This window comes from Streptomyces sp. NPDC002076 (assembly GCF_053593835.1).
The window spans coordinates 219,673-236,998 of sequence record NZ_JBSFDI010000013.1; the positions used below are offsets into that span (position 1 = coordinate 219,673).

Consider the following 17,326-nt stretch of genomic DNA (forward strand, 5'->3'; position numbering starts at 1 on the left):
AACGGCTATGACGATGGACGTCCACGCCCGCGATCTGCGCTACTTCGTCGCGGTCGCCGAGGAGTTGCACTTCACCCGCGCCGCCGAGCGGCTGTACGTCTCACAGCCCGCGCTGAGCAAGCAGATCCGGGCGCTGGAGCGGCAGTTGGGGGCGGAGCTGTTCCGGCGCGACCGGCACGGGGTGGCGCTGACGGGCGCGGGCGAGGCGCTGCTGCCGCACGCGCGCGGGGTGCTGGCCGCGTGGGAGGCGGGCGCGGCGGCCGTGGAGGCGGCCAAGGCGGCCGGGCGCAGCACGCTGGTCGTGGGCATGAGCACCAGTCCGGGCCGGGGCGGGCTGCTGCCGGCCATCCGCTCCCGCTTCACCGCCGCGCATCCGGAGACGATGGTCCGGCTGCGCCAGATGAGCTGGGACGATCCGACGGCGGGCCTGGCGGACGGCAGCGTGGACGTCGCGTTCGTATGGCTCCCGCTGCCCGAGGAGGAGCGCTACGCCTGGACGGTGGTCGCCGAGGAACCCCGGCTGCTGGCCCTGCCCGAGTCCCACCCCCTCGCCGCCCGTCCCGAGATCGACTTCGCCGACCTGCTGGACGAGCCGTTCCTGGCCCTGCCCAGGAGTGCGGGCCGACTGCGCGACCACTGGCTCGCCCTGGACGCCCGCGCCGGCCGTCCGCCCCGGATCGGCGCGGAGGTCTCCGGGGCGGAGGAGACGTACGAGGCCCTGGTCGCGGGCCTGGGCATCTGCCTGGTGGCAGCGGGCAACGCCCCGCTGATCAGCCTGGGCGGCGTCACCACCCGCCGGGTCCGGGGCATCGGCCCGAGCCGCTATGTGCTGGCCTGGCGGAGGGAGGACGGACACCGCCCGCTGGTGCGGGCGTATGCGGAGGCATGCCGAGAGACGGTGCGCTGAGCTGGGCCACGGCCGCCAGCACCGCCTCCACAACCCGCTCCAGCGACCCCGGATGCAGCCACAGAAACAGATTCGGCTCCACCAACTCGAGCTCCATCAGCCGGGGTTCCCCCTCCTCCCCGTCCACGAGATCCACCCGCGCGTACAGCAACTCGGAACCACCGGGCACCACGCCCAACGCCTTCTCGGCGACCGCCAGTTCGGCCTCCGTGGGCCGCCAGCGCTCCAGGTCGGGATGCGCCACCTTGTCCGCGTCGTACGGCGTCCCGGGCGCGAGCACCGCGCCCTTGCGGCTGGCGTGCAGCAGCCGGCCGCCGAAGAACTGCAGGGCCCGCTCTCCGCCGGCGTCGATGCCGCGCATGTACGGCTGGACCATCGCGGTGAAGCCCTCGGCGTGCATCCGGGCGAGCTGCCGTACCGCCGTCTCGCGCTGGTCGGGGGTGTAGCGGGCGGCGAACCGGGCGCCGGCGCCCGAGGTCGGCTTGATCACGTACTCGTGGTCGCCGGGCAGGTCGGCCGGCTCGCCCGGTGCGAGGTAGCGGGTGGGGACGGTGGGCACGCCGGCCGCCGCCAGCTCGCCGAGGTAGCGCTTGTCGGTGTTCCAGCGCACCACGGGCGCCGGATTGGCGAGCCGGGTCAGCGCGCCGACCCGGTCCACCCAGGCCCCGAACTCCGCGGCCCGCCAGCTGTAGTCCCAGGTGGAGCGTATGACGACGAGGTCGTAGCGGCCCCAGTCGGCGTCCGGGTCGTCCCAGTACCGGGCCTCCGCCTCGGCCCCCGCGTCCTTGAGCGCCCGCACCAGCTCCGGCAGATCGGTGTCCTTGCCGGGCTCGGCGCCGGGGTCGTAGGTGGCGAGGGCGATGCGGGGCACGGCGGACTCCCTGTCGTACGACGGTTCGGATCAGCAGCGAGGCTAACAACCGGCCGGGAACCGTAGCACCGCGGTTGACCTTCACCTTCGGGGAAGCCCCAGCATCGGTGGCGAAGGACGAGGAACGCGAGGTGCTCATGGAGCTGCTGACGATCGGCGCCTTCGCGAGGGCGAGCCGGCTCTCGCCGAAGGCGTTGCGGCTGTACGACGAGCTGGAGCTGCTGCGGCCCGCCCGGGTCGACCCGGACACCGGCTACCGCTACTACGCCGTCGAGCAGATGCGGCAGGCCCGGCTCGTGGCGTGGCTACGGCGGCTGGGCATGCCGCTGGCCGAGATCCGCGCGGTGTGCGCCCTGGACCCGGGGGATGCCGCGCGGGCGATCCGGGCCTACTGGGCGCGGGTCGAGGCGGAGACGGCCGTACGGCGGGATCTCGCCGCGTTCCTCGTGGACCAGCTGGCCGACCAGTCGAGAAGGGACCACACCATCATGCTGGAACTGCGCTGTTCCGCCCACTCCGACCGCGGGCTCGTCCGTCCCGCCAATCAGGACACCGTGTACGCGGGCCGCAGGCTGTTCGCCGTGGCCGACGGTTTCGGCCCGGCGGGGGCGCCGGCGAGCGGGGCGGCCGTCGAGGCGCTGAGGTTCCTGGACGAGGCGGAGGAACTGCCCGCGGACAGTGTGCTGAGCGTGCTGGAGGACGCGGTGCGCTCCGCGGGCGAGGCGGTGTGCGACGTGGCCGAGGGCACCCAGGAGATCGGCACCACGCTGACGGCACTGCTGTGGACGGGTGCGCGGTTGGCGCTGGCCCACATCGGGGACTCACGGGCGTATCTACTGCGGGACGGGGAGTTGATCCGCATGACGCAGGATCACCGGGTGGAGCCGGAGTCGTTGCTCCTGCTCAAGGCGCTGGCCGGCGGGATGGATCCGGTACCGGACGTGCGGCTGCAGGAGGTCCGGGAGGGGGACCGGTATCTGCTGTGCTCCGACGGGCTGACCGAGGCGGTGCCCGAGGAGCGGATCAAGGAGCTGCTCGGCACGGAGGGTGCGGCGCGGGCTCTGGTGGAGGAGGCCAATGCGGCGGGCGGTCCCGACAACGTGAGCTGTGTCGTGGCCGACGTCGTTCTGGCCAGCCATGCGCCGGTGAGTGTCGGCTGATAGGAAGGGTGGCGACGGTCGACCGACAGTTAGGAGTGCGCCGCGTGTCCTCCCTCTTCCCCGCTCTGGCGGACGGTCCGGGCGAGCGCAGCGAGATGGGGGTCCCCCCGGACGAAGTCTGGGGCAGGATCGCCCTGCGGTTCGGCGAACGGTCGTTGACGTACGGCGAGCTGGCCGGGGCCGCCGGTGCGCTCGCCGCCCGGCTGCGCGGTGCCCGCCGGGTGGCCGTGTGGGCCACGCCGGAGCTGGAGACCGCCGTCGCCGTGACGGGCGTGCTGCTCGCCGGGGCGGCCGCGGTGCCGCTGAACCCGAAGTCGGGCGAGAAGGAACTCGCGCACATCCTCTCCGACAGCGCACCGGAGCTGGTCCTGGCGGCGCCGGGCGCCCAGCTCCCTGCCGCATTGGGTGCGTTGGAGCGGATCGACGTCGACGCGTCCGCCGCGTCCGGCGCCGTACCCGAGGACTCCGCCACCGACGAGGACCCGGCGCTGATCGTCTACACCTCCGGCACCACCGGCCCGCCCAAGGGGGCCGTCCTGCCCCGCCGGGCCCTCGCCACCACCCTGGACGCGCTCGCCGACGCCTGGCAGTGGACGGAGGCGGATGTGCTGGTGCAGGGGCTGCCGCTGTTCCATGTGCACGGGCTCGTGCTGGGCATCCTCGGCCCGCTGCGGCGCGGCGGCAGCGTGCGGCACCTGGGGCGGTTCGGCACCGAGGGCGTGACACGGGAGCTGAACGCCGGCGCGACCATGCTGTTCGGGGTGCCGACGATGTACCACCGCATCGCCGAGGCCCTTCCCGGGGACCCCGAGCTGGCCAAGGCGCTCAGCAGGGCCCGGCTGCTGGTCTCCGGCTCGGCCGCGCTGCCCGTGCACGACCACGAGCGGATCGCGGCGGCTACCGGTCGGCGGGTGATCGAGCGGTACGGCATGACGGAAACGCTGATGAACACCAGTGTGCGGGCCGACGGGGAGCCGCGCGCCGGCACCGTGGGCGTGCCGCTGCCCGGTGTCGAGCTGCGGCTCGTGGAGGAGGACGGGACGCCGATCACCGCGTACGACGGGGAGAGCGTCGGCGAGATCCAGGTGCGCGGCCCGAACCTGTTCACCGAGTATCTGAACCGCCCCGACGCCACGGCTGCCGCGTTCACCGCCGACGGGTTCTTCCGCACCGGTGACATGGCCGTCCGCGAGCCCGACGGCTATGTGCGGATCGTCGGGCGCAAGGCCACCGACCTGATCAAGAGCGGCGGGTACAAGATCGGGGCCGGTGAGATCGAGAACGCGCTGCTGGAGCACCCGGGCGTGCGGGAGGCAGCCGTCACCGGGGAGCCCGACGCGGACCTGGGCGAGCGGATCGTCGCCTGGATCGTCCCGGCGGACCCGGGGGCGCCGCCCGCAGCCGAGGAGTTGGCGGACCACGTGGCCCGTCGCCTCGCCCCGCACAAGCGCCCTCGCGTGGTCCGCTACCTGGACGCGCTCCCCCGCAACGACATGGGCAAGATCATGAAGCGGGCGCTGGCCGATGGCTGAGCGCCGCTCGGCCCGGAAGGTCCTGGCCCTGGTCGCGGACCCGGAAAGCTTCAGCGAACTCGCCCCTCCGGCGGGGAGGCCGAAGCCGGACGGCCCCCTCGGCTGGCAGGGCTACGATGCCTCGCGCGCCCGTGCCGCCGAACGCACCGGCGAGGAGGAGTCGGTCGTCTGCGGCACCGCGAGCGTCGCGGGCACCCCGGCCGTGCTGATCGCCTTCGAGTTCGGCTTCCTGGGCGGCTCGCTGGGCGAGCGCACCGGAGACCGGCTGGAGGCGGCGTACGCCCATGCCCGGGCGCACCGGTTGCCGGTCGTGCCGTTGATCGCGACCGGTGGCAGCCGGATGCAGGAGGGCATGCTCGCCCTGAGCCAACTCCAGCGCGTGGCCCGGCAGTCCGTGCTCACCCGGGAGGCGGGCCTGCCGCAGATCGCGGTGCTGCGGGACCCGACGACCGGCGGCGGATGGGCCACGCTCGGCGCCGGTGCGGACGTCGTCCTGGCCCTGCCGGGCGCCCAGGTGGGCTTCGCCGGCTCCCGGGTCCGGCCCGCGGACGCCGACCCCGCGGCCTACACCGCCGAGGGGCAGGTGGCGGTCGGGTCGGCGGACGCGGTGGTACGGCCCGAGGAGCTGCGGGAGACGCTGGGACAGTGGCTCCGGCTGCTCACCACCCCCGCCCAGGAAGCCCCCGCGCCGGCGGCCCTCGGCACCCCGGACCTGCCCGCCACCGGCTGGGCGGCCGTCCGCCGGGCACGCTCCCCCGAACGCCCGCGCGCACGGGCCTACCTGGATGCCTACTTCACCCAGCGCCGCGAGATCAGCGGGGACCGGTGCGGGGGTACGGACACCGACGGCATGCTGTGCGGCTTCGGTGCGCGGAACGGCCGTACCGTCGCGTTCGCCGCGCAGACCGGAACCGCGACCCGGCCCGCCGGGTACCGCACCGCCGCCCGGCTGATCCGGCTCGCCGACCGGCTCGACATCCCGGTGCTGACGCTGGTGGACACTCCGGGCGCGGCCAATGACGCCGAGGCGGAGCGGCAGGGGGCCGGCGCGGCGATCGCGGAGGTCTTCGGGGCGGTGGCCTCCGCCCGGGTCCCGATCACCACGCTCGTCATCGGCGAGGGCGGCTCCGGCGGGGCCCTGGCATTGTCCGCACCGGACAACACCTGGGCCACGCCGGACAGTTACTTCTCGGTGATCGCCCCGGAGCTCGCGGCCGCCATACTCAAACGGCGGGAGGAGGACGTGGAGGCGACCGCCGAGCAGCTGCGGATCCGGCCGCAGGATCTGGTGGAGCTGGGGGTGATCAGAGGGATCGTGCACCACCCCCGGCCGTAGCTCACCTCACCTCCACCGCCCCGATGATCTCCTGCGTCACCGCCCCGCCCTTGTCGTCGTGGGCCGAGGCCCGCAGCGAGACGGAGGACGCACCGCGCGGCACGGTCAGCGTGCCGTGCCAGGAGGTGTCTGCGCCGTTGAGCGGGACGGACGTCCAGGTGCCGCCGTCGTCGTACGACACCTCCAGCCGGCCCCCACCCAAGGTGCCGGTCCCCGCGGCCTGCGCCACATACGACGCCCCGAGCCCCACCGGAATCCGCTGCCCGCCCCGCACGGTCCCCGCGAGGTCGGTCTCGATGTCGTACGCGAGGTTGATCAGCGGCAGGTAGGTCCAGTGGTCCTCCGCGGTGGCGGCCGACAGGAACGTCCACTCGGAGTGCCCCCGCGAGCCCAGCGGCCAGCGCGCCGAGTCGAGCGCGGTGTCGGTGACGACCTTGTAGGTGTGCTCGTCGGCGGGCGCGTCCCAGACGTACGCGGCGGAGCTGTTGCCCTTGTCGACGAGTGTGCCGTCGAGGTACACGGCGGTGGTCTGGCTCATGCCGCTGTCCGTGCTCCACACGTCGCCGAACCCGGTGTGGTCGGGCCCGGAGTCGCCCCAGCCGGGGGTGTTCAACTGGATCTGGTTCCCGGCGCGTTGCTGCCCCCAGCCGAGCCCGGTGCCGAGCCACGGGTGCCACACGGGCCGGAACCAGTTCAGCGCCGGATGCGAACCGCCCTCGTACCGCACCAGTCCGCTGCGCTCCTCCAGGGTGCCGTCGCCGATCGCGACGGACTCGTGCCACAGCTGGCCGGGGCCGGTGGAGACGTGGTCGGTGCGCTCGGCGGGCAGGTGGACCCGCTCCTGGAAGCCCAGGCCGATCGGGAAGGTGTCGGTGAGGGAGTAGCGGAACTCGCCGCCGTCCGTCGGCCGGGCCGCGTGGAACTTCACGTGGACGGCGGCCAGTTGGCGGTCAGCCGGGCGGTAGGTGAGGTCCCGGTCCGGTATCGCGTCCCGGTGTCCCTCGGACAGGTCGTACACGTACGGGGAGTCGGCCGTGCCGGTCATGTCGACCGAGCGCATGGCACGCAGCCGGGCGGCGTCCGCCGTGCTGACCGTGGCGATCTGCAGCGGCCGGTCGGCGTTGTCCTCGGTGCCCCACCAGGCCATCAGGCGACCGGGGGTGTCGTCGGTGACGAACAGCGCCCTGGCGCCGGCGTCCTGCGCGGCCTGGGCAAGCGCGGCCGGGTCGGCGCCGGCGGCGAGGTGCGCGAGGACCGCCTTGCCGGAGACTCCGGTGAGGGGTCCGTCGCCGGAGTCCACGAGCGGCAGCCTGGTCCGGCCCTCGATCAGGGTGCCGCCCGGCTGGACGGTGGCCTCGCCGACGCCCTTGACCTCCAGCTCCGGCTCGGCCAGCCGCCACACGGTGCGGTACTCGAAGCCGCCCTGGGTGATCTTGGGCGTGGGTGCGGCGAAGACGCTGTCGTAGGTGAGGGGCACCTGGACGGCGTCGAAGAGGTCGGCGCCGTTCGCCTGCCGGTCGTACTCCATGAGGAGCTGGTGGGTCTCGGTGCGGCGGTGGACGTCGGCCCTGATCTCGCGCAACCGCCGTCCGTCCAGGGTGACGTCCTGGTCGTGGTCGAGGGTGATCTCGGGTGCCGCGAGAAAGCCGAGGCCGAGGGAGTCGGTGCCGTGGCTGCCGCGCACGTCGAGGAAGGTGGCGAGGGAGTAGGTGCCGGGCTTGAGGCGCAGCCGGAGCGTGCCGGAGTCGCCGACGTGGGCCGGCTGGGCGTCCTCGCCCGCCGCGAGCCGCTGCAGGGTGAGGTCGGCGGCGGTGGGCGTGCCGGAGCGGTCCTTGACGTGGACGGTGAGCGTGTACCGCTCGTCCTCCTTGACCAGCCCGAACGCGGTGTGCGCGACGACATCGCCGGAGAGGCTCGTGGCCACGATCTGCCCGCTGGTCTCACCGACCGGCGCCTTGGCGCCGTCCCCGGTGACCGTGGTGGAGGCGGTGCCGTGGGCCGGGACGGTGAGGGAGGTGTCGGCGAGGGTGGCGACTCCGTCCGGGGCGCCGGTCACGGACAGCTTCAACTCGACCGGGGTGCCGGAGGAGTTGGTGTAGGCGACGGTCCGGGTGACGGGCTTGTCCTGGTCGTACGGCCAGCTGTGGAAGCCGAGGTCGGTGCTTCCGGTGGCGGTGACCCGGGCCCTGACGGCGTCCGGCACGCTGACCCGGCCCGCGCCCAGCAGGTAGGCGGACGCGTCGAGTTGTTCGGAGCTGGACATCAGCGCGTCCTTCAACCGGGCGCCGGTCCAGTCGGGGTGCTCCTGGGCGAGCAGGGCGGCGACCCCGGCGACGTGCGGGGTCGCCATGGACGTACCGCTCATGGAGGTGTAGTAGCCGCTGCCGCCGGTGAGTTGGGAGCGGGCGGCGAGGATGTCGACACCGGGGGCCGATATGTCGGGCTTGAGGGCGTTGTCGCCGTAGCGGGGTCCGGCGCTGGTGAAGTAGGCCGGCTGGTCGGCGGAGTCGACCGCGCCGACGGTGAGGGCGGCGTCGGCGGCACCGGGCGAGCCGATGGAGGACGGGGCGCCGGTGTTGCCGGCGGCGACGACGAAGAGCGCGCCGGTCTCCTTGGAGAGGGTGTTCACCGCCTCGGCCATCGGGTCGGTGCCGTCGCTGGCCTCCGTCGATCCCAGGCTCATGGACACGATCCGGGCGTGCACGTCCCGTGCCGCCCACTCCATCCCGGCGATGATCTGCGACTCGCTGCCCGAGCCCTGGTCGCTGAGCACCTTGCCGACGGCGAGCGTGGCCTCGGGCGCGACCCCCTTCTCCGTGCCGTCGGAGGCGGCGCCGCTGCCGCCGACGGTGGAGGTCACATGCGTCCCGTGCCCGTTGCGGTCGGCGACCTCCTCGCCGTCGACGAAGCTCTTGGTGGTGCTGACCCGGTCCTTGAGGTCGGGGTGGCTCAGGTCGACTCCCGTGTCGAGTACGGCGACGGTGACCCCCTTGCCCGTCAGCCCGGCGTCCCAGGCCGCCCGGGTGCCGATCTGGGCGTTGCTCTCGGCCATGTCGGCCTTCACCCTGCCGTCCAGCCACACCTTGTCGACGCCGTCGCGGTGGGTGAACGACCGCCAGAAGGTGCGCCCTTTGCCGGCCTCGACCGCAGCGCCGCGCAGGCTGGGCAGGCTCCGGGTCTGCTCGGTCCCGGCCGGGGCCGCGGCCCGCGCGCTCCTGCCGTAGGTCACGATCAGCGGGGTCGCGGCGGCCTTGGCGTCGGTCAGCCCCTGCCGGATCAGTCCGCTCACGTCGAACAGCCGCCGGTCCAGCGTCCCGGCCCGCAGATACGGCAGCGCCTCGTCCGGTACGACGCTGATCTCGCCGTCGCTCCGCTGCGTCCGCACGGCTCCGGTGGCCCCCTTGGGCCGCTGCACGGTGACCGCCTTCTTCCCGTGCCCGAGGTCGGTGACGGTCACCTTGTCGCCGGTGACGAGAGTGACGGTGGTGGCCGTGGTTGCGGGGGCCGGGGAGTGCGGGGCGGTGACGGGTGTCCTCGGGGCGGCGGCGGCCGGGCCGTTCGGCAGCAGGGCACCCAACAGCCCCACCGCCACCAGGGCCGCCGAGCGTCTGACTGGTCCTGTGGTCATCCACGCCTCTTCTCGTGTGGGTTCGAGCGTGTCGCGTGCTGTGACGAGTGTCATGTGTCCTGTGGTGCAGGGGTGTTGCGCGGCACTGGCGGGAAGGTGCCGTGACGGCTTCCCGCCAATTCCGGTGCCCGGCAGGGCGGGAGGAGCGGACAGGTCCGGTCTCCCTCCGTGACAATGGAGTTGGCCGATGAGGGAGAGGACGGGGGCTGGTCATGAACAGGCTGGTGGAGTTCACCACGGAGGACGGTGCCGTGGTCGTCGTGGAGACCGCGGACCCGGCGGGCGGCACCCGCCTCGTCTCACGCGGTGACGGACCGGCCGCCCAGGCCACGCGCACCTTCGAGGGCGCCCTGGACAGCGTGCGCGCGGCGGCCCACTCCGCCCTGCGCACCTTCCGCGACGGAGCCCTGCGCCCGGACTCCGTGGAGCTGGAGTTCGCCGTGAAGCTGACCGCCGAGGCGGGCGCGGTCATCGCCAAGGGCGCGGCGGAGGGGCAGCTGGTGGTGCGGCTGGGGTGGTCGGCGGAGCGTACGGCGGTGGAGCCGCGGGTGGCGTCGGTCGCGTCGGATGTGCCGGACGCGTCGGTCGCGTCGGATGTGCCGGACGCGTCGGTGAGCAGCCCGGAGCCGGCGTCACGGCCATAAGAGGTGCTTCCTGGCACGCCCGCATCGAGTGCGCGGGGCGGTGGCCGGCGCGGGTTTCCTGGTGACGCCCACCACCGTGCTGACCTGCGCGCATGTCGTGCAGGGCAGTGAGCCGGGGACGCTGACGGTGTCGTTCCCGCAGCGCCCCGACCTCGGTGGGCTGCCCGCGACGGTGGCCGTGTACGGCGGCTGGCGGGGCGGCACCACCGACCCCGGCGACCTGGCCGTCCTCCAACTGGCCCGGGACGTACCGCCGGCACCGGCCCGGTTCGCCCCCCCCCTGGACGCCGAACGGACCCTGCCGGAGCTGGCGTTGGAGGCGTACGGCTTCCCTGAGGGGTACGACGAGGGGCAGCTCGCCTGGTACGACGATCCCTACGACGGCCTCGACGACGAGCCGCCGCCCACGTACCGCACCATCGCCACCTTCGAGTTCGCCGACGGCCCCCGGCACCCGGACACCGTGGCGGCGCTCGGCCGGGCGGTCACCCGGCTGCTGACGGCGAGCGGCCTGGCCCCCGACGGGTACGAGCTGACGGCAACGGACCGCGGCTGGTCGGTGGAGACGGCGCGGGACGTGCCCGGGCTGCCGCTGCTGCATGCCACAGTGGCGCACTTCGAGAGCGAGGTCGTGCACCAGGGGGGCCGCAGATGGCTGGTGACCTTCTCCTGCGTCTCGGACGACGGCCTTACGGAGACCCCGGACCCGGTGGCCGTCCGCAGGACGCTGGACGCCTCCGAGGACCGGCGGGGCATCGTGGCCGTACCGCAGACGCTGCGGGACGAGCTGGACGAGGATCCCGACCTGGCGCCCTGGCTGCAGTCCCTGCGGCCGGGCACCGACGCGGGCTGGTACCGGCTGTGCCGGCCGGCGCACGCGCTCTTCGACGGCACGCACTCGCTTCCGCCCGTCCTCGGCCCCTACCCACTGCCCTCCGGTGACGTCTTCCCCGAGGGGACGGGCGAGACCAGGGCCGTCGTCCACCGGTCCGACGCCGGGGAAGCCGGCCTCACCCGGCGCCCGGGAGTCACCGAGTACTTCGAGGTCGACCTCACCGAGCGCCGCCTGCACCTGGACGAGACGGAGTCGTCCTTTCGGGCCACCGGCACGGCGATCTGGCGCGTCAGCGACCCACTCCAGGCCGTCGTGCACTCCGACGCCGCGTCGTTCCTCGAGCTCATCAGGGAACTCGTGCGCGGACGGCTGCGGCACCTGGCGAGCACCCGTCCGGACGCCGCGTCGGGGTCTCGCCTGTCACTCGCTCCCATGCCGGCCGACGCGGTTCCCGGCTGCACGTTCCGGTGGGACCTCACCATCACGCGGACCCGTCCCTGACCACGCGACACACCGCACCGCCCCGGAAACCCCCCATTCAGCGGCCCCCCGCCCGGCCCCCTCCAGAAGGCGTGTGCCGCCGGCCCGCGCGCAGGATGCAGTGTGAGGAAGACACCCGCCGACCGGGCGGGCGCCCAAGGCCCGTGCACTCGGAGGATCCGCCGTGACCGTCAGTCTGGAGCAGTTGCGCCGCTGCCACTTCGCCGTCGACCTGGGTGCCGCCCGCACCCGTGTGTATGTGAAGGGCGCCGGCCTCGTCGTCGACCAGCCCTCGGTCGCCGCCGTGAACACCCGTACCGGGGCGCTCATAGCCGTGGGCGAGTTCGCGGAGAAGATGACGGGACGGACGCCGGGGTACATCCGGGTCGCCCGGCCCATCTCCGGCGGCACGGTGGTCGACATCGAGATGGCCCAGCGCATGCTGCGGCAACTGCTCGGCGACAAGATGCGCCGTAGCCTGCGCCGCAATCTCCGGCTGCGCGCGGCGGCCTGCACCCCGCACGACGCCGACCCGCTGGCCCAGCGGGCGACCATCGAGACGCTGGTCGGGCTGGGGGCCAGAAGGGTGGAGCTGGTGGACACGCTGATCGCCGCCGCGGTGGGGTGCGGGCTGCCGGTGGAACGCCCAGAGGCCACGATGATCATGGTGTGCGGGGCGGCCGCCACCCAGGTGGCAGTCCTCTCGCTCGGCTCCATCGTCACCGCCGAACGGATCCCGGTGGGCGGTGAGGCGGTGGACCACGCGATCGTGCAGCTCCTGCGGCACGAGCACGAGCTGATGCTGCCCAGCCAGTCGGTACGGCCGCTGCAACTGGCTCTGTCCGGCAACGGGCTGACCGCGCAGGGCCCGGAGACCACGGAGATCCACGGCAGGGACGTGGCCACCGGGCTCGCCCGCAGCGTGCACGTCGACACCGCCGCCGTGCGGGACGCGATCCAGACCCCGCTGACCGCCGTGCTCGACGGTATCGGCAAGGTGTTGCGCGAGTGCCCGCCCGACCTGGTCGCCGACCTCGCCGACAGCGGGATCACGATGGTCGGCGGCTCGGCGCTGCTGCCCGGCTTCGACCAGATGCTGCGGGAGGCCACCGGGATGCCGGTGTACATCGCCGAGCGGCCCGACATCTGCGCAGCCGAGGGCCTCGGCGCGATGCTGGAGGGCCGGGTCGAGCCCCTGGTCCTGAACCCGCTGGCGGCCTGAGGCCGACGCCCGTCGAAACCAGCAGCACCGCGACCACCCCGACCAACGCGCCCAGCGCCGACCCTGCCTGCCGGATGCCGTTGAGCGCGCCTTGGCTCGTCGCCGCGTACTCGGCCGGCGCCGCGACGGCCACCGACGCTGCCGCCGCCGGAATGGACGGCGTGCCGGTCGCGGCCGGCGCCAGTTCCGCGGCCACGATCAGCGGCAGCGGTGGACGCCCGCCCGCCGCGCAGGCCGGCAGCGCCCCGGCGAGAACGGCGGCGGCTCGATGCCAGCTCTGCTCCGCCTCCTCGACCACGGACGCGGCATCACCCTGCTCCCCCCGCCTGACGGTCGCACGGGAGCTGACGGAGGATGAACTGGCGAACTGCCCCTGAGCGAACGCATCCGCCGGGTCGCCATCACCGCCCAGTGGCACCCCCGCCTGGCGACGCCGAACGCACCGTACGAACCCTGCTCGGCCTCGCGCACCGCGCGGTTCCGCTACCGGAGGTGACGGAGGCACAGCGCGCGTCCTGACGCACGGACGGGTCCGGCGGTCAGTACGGCAGGATGCGCCCCGACGGCGTCCTGCGGTCGATCTCCCGGTCGCGCGGGGCGATGGGGCGTCGGATGACGCGTACCCGGATGCGACGGTCCATGACGCCCTCCCTCTGCCGAAGCGGCCCGGCGGTCGACGCCGGTAGGGGGTGGGTGCCCAGGACGGGGACCGTTCAAGCATGTACGGGTCAACCAGCTGGCCGAATACCGCTGTCGGCGAACACGGGGGCCGGGACGCTATCGGGGTGCGTACCGGCCGAGGACGTGGTCGAACCGGGCCAGCCACTCGCCGAGCCGGGCCGACCGACGGGCGTTCAGCTCGCAGTCGTACACGCCGCCGCCCCACAGCCGTACGACCACGGTGAGATGGTGCCCGCGCCGGGTGCGCCCGACATGCGCGATCTCCGCCCACTCGAAGTCAGCGGCCACGCCCGCCACTTCGAGGACGATCCCGGTGGCGTTCACGACGACGCGTGACTCGCCGTCGGCGAGTTCGACCTCCGGGACGACGTACGGGACCGGCGGGCCGAACCCGGGGACGGGCTCCGCGGCGAGCACGAGCAGCGCCCGCAGGTGCGTGACGATGTCGTGCAGCGCCACCGCCTGGAGTGCTCCGCGCCGCCCCAGCGCCTCGTCGTACACGGACAGCGCCTGCTCGGCGGCTTCGCCGCCCTGGGTGAGCTGATAGATGAAGCGTCTGCGGTAGAAGTCCTCGACCGCGGTGACCCGGGAGGTGTCCGGATCCGCCCGCAGATTGCCCCATCCGACGAGGCTGTCCAGCGCCTTGACGACGGCGTCGGGGCCGGCGGGGCGGTGCTCCGGCGGCAGCGCGGCGTGCACGTCCTCGGGCCGCAGATGCACCGCGAACCGCTCCTTGGCCGTCAGGAACACGCGCATCACCTGGCGGTAGAGGGTGGCGTTGGGTGCGGTGAGGTGGGCGAAGGGGGGCGTACGGGGTCTCCGTGGAGGACCCCGCAGAGTGGGCGGCGTCGGCGGGGCCGACGCGGTCCGGTTCGACAGGGCGTGACGTCATCGTCCCGGCATTCTTCCCAATCGGTGCTTGCGACGGCAATCGCGGCCCCCGTCCTCAGCCCTCGCTCAGACATCAAGGATCATGTATATTGATATACGACTACGTATACACAGGGGGCGCCCATGAGCCGCACCGTGATCGATCTCGACGACGAGGCGCTGGAGGCCGCGGCCAAGGAACTCGGCACCACGACCAAGCGCGACACCATCAACACCGCCCTGCGGGAGGTTACGGCTCGCTACCGGCGACTGCGCGCGCTGACAGAAGCCCGCGAGCTGGTCGCCGAGGGCGCACTGGACGTGAACGTCCTCCTCGACAAGAGCGCATACCGGCCGGCCGGCGGGGCCGGTGTCCGTGACGCAGGAGCAGATGCGTGACCGTCGCCGACTACCTGATCGACACCTCCGCCCTCGCCCGCGTCCTGCTCGGCCGGACCACGGCCGAGTGGGACGACAGGATCGGCGCGGGACTCGTCGCCCTGTGCGACATCACCGAACTGGAAGTCCTCTACTCAGCCCGTTCGGCAGCGGATCGGGAGCGCGTGAAGCGCGCGCTGAACGCCCACTACACCTGGTGCCCCGTGCCCGACGGCATCTACCGGCGCGCACGCGTCGTCCAGGAACTGCTCACCGCCAAGGGCGAGCACCGCAGTGCCGGCCCCGTCGACCTGCTGGTCGCCGCTGCCGCGGAAGAGGCGGGGCTGACACTGCTCCACTACGACCGCGACTTCGAGACGATCGCCCGTACGACCGGACAGCGGGTAAGGACGATCGATCTCAAGGACTGATCGATCTCAAGGACTGACAGACGCCGTCCAGCACGCAGTGAGCGGGCGCCGGGCCCGCCCGCCTTCACAGCCCATGCCGGTCGAGGATGCTCATCAGCTTGCGCCTGCGTTTCAGTTCCGCCCGCAGGCCGGCGAGATGTGCGGTGAACGCTTCCTCGGTCCCCAGGGCACGATGGCACTCACGTGCACCCAGCAGCAGCCGTGCCAGGTGCTCGTAGGCGCGGTCCCCGGTGGGCTCCTTCGATCGATCGACCAGCCGCAGGTACACGCCGAGCGCCTCGGCCGGACGTGTCTGGCGCGACAGGTCGGCGAGCTGCTCCCACTGCCGGTCGTCGGCGCGGCCGGCGGCCTCCCGCCAGGCGGCGTCCAGGTCGCCGTCGTCGAGCAACGCGTCGATCAGCAGGGGCCCGCCGTACCGGCCGCCGCGCGCACGACGGGCGTCCTTCTCCAAGGCGGCCAGCGCCGCCGCGCGCTCAGCCTCCCAGCAGTCCGCAGCCCGGGCGGCGGAGCGCAACTGCCGGTAGGCGGCCAGGGACCGCTCGACACGGAACCGGTCCCGCCGCACCGCGACCACGTCGTCCGCCCGCCCCGCCTTCGCGTACCGGGCGCACACATGGTCGACCAGACGACCGTCGATGTGTGTTCCGGCGGCGCAGTCCCGCAGCCCCCGCTCCGCCCAGGCGAGTGCCTCGTCCGAGCGGCCCGCCGATTCCAGTTCCTCGGCGATGAGCAGATGTGTGGCGCCGGACGGGTCGAGGTCCTGAGCGTGCAGCGCGACCAGCGCGTCGGCATCGCCCTCCGCCTTGAGCAGGCGTTCCATCAGGTACCGCGCCGCCCAGCCGGACGGCCCGCGCCGGAATGCCTCGGTCGCCAGCTGCCGCATGCGGGCCAGTCCGCTCTGCCCCAGCACGTCGGCGTAGTCGAGCGGATCCAGGTCCGTCACGTCGGTACTGTCATCGAGCACCGAGCCGGCCAGCCACTCGGCCAGCCGCTTCGGATCAGGGCGGGCGACTCGGCAGGCCTCCAGATGGGCCTCGGCCACCGCGGCAGCGGCCTGCCCGACCACCCCGTCGGAGTCGTCGATCTCCCCGTACGCCTCCCCCAGCGCCCGGAGCGCCTCCTGTGCCAGACCGACCACCTGCGCCGCCTGCCCGTCGGCGGTCAGAGCGCGCAGCGCGGCCGCCGCCTCGTCCACCTGTCGCCCATATCCCGCGGCATCCGCGTACCCGACGTACCCGTACCGGGCGAACGGCCGAGGATCGATGAGCGCGATGATCCGGCCCCGGACCGCACCGAAGTCGGAACGAGCAGCGGCGGCTCGCAGCTCCAAGCGCCGACGCAGTTCCCGGTCCTCGGCGATCTGCTCCCGCACCAGCGCCAGGAGTTCGTCACGTGACAGCGCCGAAAGCCACGCCTCCAGGCCGGAAGCTCGTGCCCGCGCTTCGGCCCGCTGGCTTGGAATCACCGTCGCCCGCTGCAGCACGGTCAGCCCGACCGCAACACAGTGCTTGCAGAAGTTGCTGTCCTGCCCGTACGGGCAGTCGCACCACCCAGAGATCCCCTCGTCCCCGCCGAAGTTGAGCTCCACCTCGTAGGCGTCCGTACCGTGCACCACGGCGGTGACCGAACTCTCCCCCACCTCAAGACCGTTCACCGCGTCCAGGTAACCCAGCCCCCGCTCGAACGACCGAGCCCCGGCCAGCGCCCGCAGATCGTCCTCGCCGAACCCCACAACGTTCCGTGCCACACCGGCTATTCAACCGCGGAGCGGCACATCAGGGAGCCCAAAGACCCCGGTCGACCCGGATCGGCGGGACACCACCGTCGCCGGCTTGCCTCGGTGACGCTCTCCCGCCCCGTCGACCCCGACACGCGGGCGCCTCGCACTCCGGCTCTGAAACCCCGCGTCCCCTGCGCGTCCCCTGGCCCCGCTTCCGCGGCGACCCGCTGCCTCTGCAGCCACTGCATCACCGCAGGTCACAGCCCCAGCAGCAACTGCTGACCCAGACGCACGCCGAAGTAACACCCAACGGGGTCACTCCGTCGGGTCAGAGTCCCGAATCCGGCAGCCCCAAAGTGCATTTCCACAGGTCAGAACGTTTCTCTGACCTGCACTTGGTGGGGCGGGTGGGACTCGAACCCACGGCCGACGGATTATGAGTCCTTTTCGAATCTTCCGTGATCTTCTCGATTCTTCCTCGATGACACTGTTTCCGCAGGTCAGAAGGCCATCGCCGTTCGCCTCCCTGCGGGGGCTTCCTGGCCCTTCCTGATCCTTCCGTCCACTGCGCGTCCACTACGAGTCCACGCGCGCCCCTCCTGAAAGGCATCGGCAACTCGACCGAGAACAT

General features: G+C 73.0%; 13 protein-coding genes and 1 pseudogene. 10 read left to right on the plus strand and 4 right to left on the minus strand.

Annotation, left to right across the window (positions count from 1 at the left end; genetic code table 11):
- Positions 1 to 7 precede the first annotated feature (7 nt).
- Positions 8 to 892 (plus strand): annotated as a pseudogene (locus ACWCQS_RS27105) (LysR family transcriptional regulator); the annotation flags it as partial.
- Here the strand turns inward: ACWCQS_RS27105 and ACWCQS_RS27110 are convergent.
- Positions 786 to 1,778: an ATP-grasp domain-containing protein gene (locus ACWCQS_RS27110; protein WP_451006861.1), complete on the minus strand. Its 993-nt coding sequence runs from the start codon at positions 1,776 to 1,778 to the stop codon at positions 786 to 788. The pseudogene ACWCQS_RS27105 and the gene ACWCQS_RS27110 overlap by 107 nt on opposite strands.
- A 137-nt stretch (positions 1,779 to 1,915) precedes the next feature.
- Between ACWCQS_RS27110 and ACWCQS_RS27115 the strand changes: the two genes are divergently transcribed.
- From ACWCQS_RS27115 to ACWCQS_RS27125, 3 genes are read left to right on the plus strand one after another with little or no spacing between them, the layout of a single operon-like run.
- Entirely contained in the window at positions 1,916 to 2,938 is a 1,023-nt protein-coding gene (locus tag ACWCQS_RS27115) for a MerR family transcriptional regulator (RefSeq protein WP_451006921.1), read from the plus strand.
- Positions 2,939 to 2,982: 44 nt separating this feature from the next.
- Positions 2,983 to 4,470, plus strand: a complete 1,488-nt coding sequence (locus ACWCQS_RS27120) for an acyl-CoA synthetase (RefSeq protein WP_451006862.1) — start codon at positions 2,983 to 2,985, stop codon at positions 4,468 to 4,470.
- Positions 4,463 to 5,806 (plus strand): carboxyl transferase domain-containing protein, encoded by a 1,344-nt coding sequence (locus ACWCQS_RS27125; protein ID WP_451006863.1) that lies wholly within the window; start codon positions 4,463 to 4,465, stop codon positions 5,804 to 5,806. The genes ACWCQS_RS27120 and ACWCQS_RS27125 overlap by 8 nt, the downstream gene beginning before the upstream one ends.
- 1 nt (position 5,807) lies before the next feature.
- Here the strand turns inward: ACWCQS_RS27125 and ACWCQS_RS27130 are convergent, their stop codons facing one another.
- Positions 5,808 to 9,434: a S8 family serine peptidase gene (locus ACWCQS_RS27130; protein WP_451006864.1), complete on the minus strand. Its 3,627-nt coding sequence runs from the start codon at positions 9,432 to 9,434 to the stop codon at positions 5,808 to 5,810.
- A 212-nt stretch (positions 9,435 to 9,646) separates the two neighbouring features.
- Here ACWCQS_RS27130 and ACWCQS_RS27135 point away from each other — a divergent pair, with 212 nt between their 5' ends.
- From ACWCQS_RS27135 to ACWCQS_RS27150, 4 genes are all read left to right on the plus strand, one after another.
- Positions 9,647 to 10,078 (plus strand): CU044_2847 family protein, encoded by a 432-nt coding sequence (locus ACWCQS_RS27135; protein ID WP_451006865.1) that lies wholly within the window; start codon positions 9,647 to 9,649, stop codon positions 10,076 to 10,078.
- Between the two features lie 61 nt (positions 10,079 to 10,139).
- On the plus strand, positions 10,140 to 11,414 hold the full coding sequence (locus tag ACWCQS_RS27140; RefSeq protein ID WP_451006866.1) for a hypothetical protein: 1,275 nt from the start codon (positions 10,140 to 10,142) through the stop codon (positions 11,412 to 11,414).
- 163 nt (positions 11,415 to 11,577) lie between these two features.
- Complete coding sequence (locus ACWCQS_RS27145) at positions 11,578 to 12,615, plus strand: rod shape-determining protein (RefSeq protein WP_451006867.1); 1,038 nt, start codon at positions 11,578 to 11,580, stop codon at positions 12,613 to 12,615.
- Positions 12,616 to 12,689: 74 nt separating this feature from the next.
- A complete protein-coding gene (locus tag ACWCQS_RS27150) occupies positions 12,690 to 12,992 on the plus strand; it encodes a hypothetical protein (protein ID WP_451006868.1) in 303 nt (100 codons plus the stop codon).
- Between the two features lie 400 nt (positions 12,993 to 13,392).
- Here ACWCQS_RS27150 and ACWCQS_RS27155 read toward each other — a convergent pair whose 3' ends face one another.
- Entirely contained in the window at positions 13,393 to 14,175 is a 783-nt protein-coding gene (locus ACWCQS_RS27155; RefSeq protein WP_451006922.1) for a DUF2397 family protein, read from the minus strand.
- A 135-nt stretch (positions 14,176 to 14,310) separates the two neighbouring features.
- On the opposite strand from ACWCQS_RS27155, the gene ACWCQS_RS27160 reads away from it, so the two are divergent.
- Positions 14,311 to 14,565: a type II toxin-antitoxin system VapB family antitoxin gene (locus tag ACWCQS_RS27160; protein ID WP_451006869.1), complete on the plus strand. Its 255-nt coding sequence runs from the start codon at positions 14,311 to 14,313 to the stop codon at positions 14,563 to 14,565.
- Positions 14,562 to 14,975, plus strand: a complete 414-nt coding sequence (locus ACWCQS_RS27165) for a PIN domain-containing protein (RefSeq protein WP_451006870.1) — start codon at positions 14,562 to 14,564, stop codon at positions 14,973 to 14,975. Before ACWCQS_RS27160 ends, ACWCQS_RS27165 begins: the two co-directional genes overlap by 4 nt.
- Before the next feature lie 64 nt (positions 14,976 to 15,039).
- Here ACWCQS_RS27165 and ACWCQS_RS27170 read toward each other — a convergent pair whose 3' ends face one another.
- Positions 15,040 to 16,722: an SWIM zinc finger family protein gene (locus ACWCQS_RS27170; RefSeq protein WP_451006871.1), complete on the minus strand. Its 1,683-nt coding sequence runs from the start codon at positions 16,720 to 16,722 to the stop codon at positions 15,040 to 15,042.
- Positions 16,723 to 17,326: the final 604 nt, after the last annotated feature.

Excerpts from the sequence above, each read along its gene's own strand:
- ACWCQS_RS27115 (WP_451006921.1), top strand. The coding sequence starts at position 1,916 with ATGGAGCTGCTGACGATCGGCGCCTTCGCGAGGGCGAGCCGGCTCTCG.
- ACWCQS_RS27125 (WP_451006863.1), top strand. The coding sequence starts at position 4,463 with ATGGCTGAGCGCCGCTCGGCCCGGAAGGTCCTGGCCCTGGTCGCGGAC.
- ACWCQS_RS27130 (WP_451006864.1), bottom strand. The coding sequence starts at position 9,434 with ATGACCACAGGACCAGTCAGACGCTCGGCGGCCCTGGTGGCGGTGGGG.
- ACWCQS_RS27135 (WP_451006865.1), top strand. The coding sequence starts at position 9,647 with ATGAACAGGCTGGTGGAGTTCACCACGGAGGACGGTGCCGTGGTCGTC.
- ACWCQS_RS27150 (WP_451006868.1), top strand. The coding sequence starts at position 12,690 with ATGCCGTTGAGCGCGCCTTGGCTCGTCGCCGCGTACTCGGCCGGCGCC.
- ACWCQS_RS27160 (WP_451006869.1), top strand. The coding sequence starts at position 14,311 with ATGAGCCGCACCGTGATCGATCTCGACGACGAGGCGCTGGAGGCCGCG.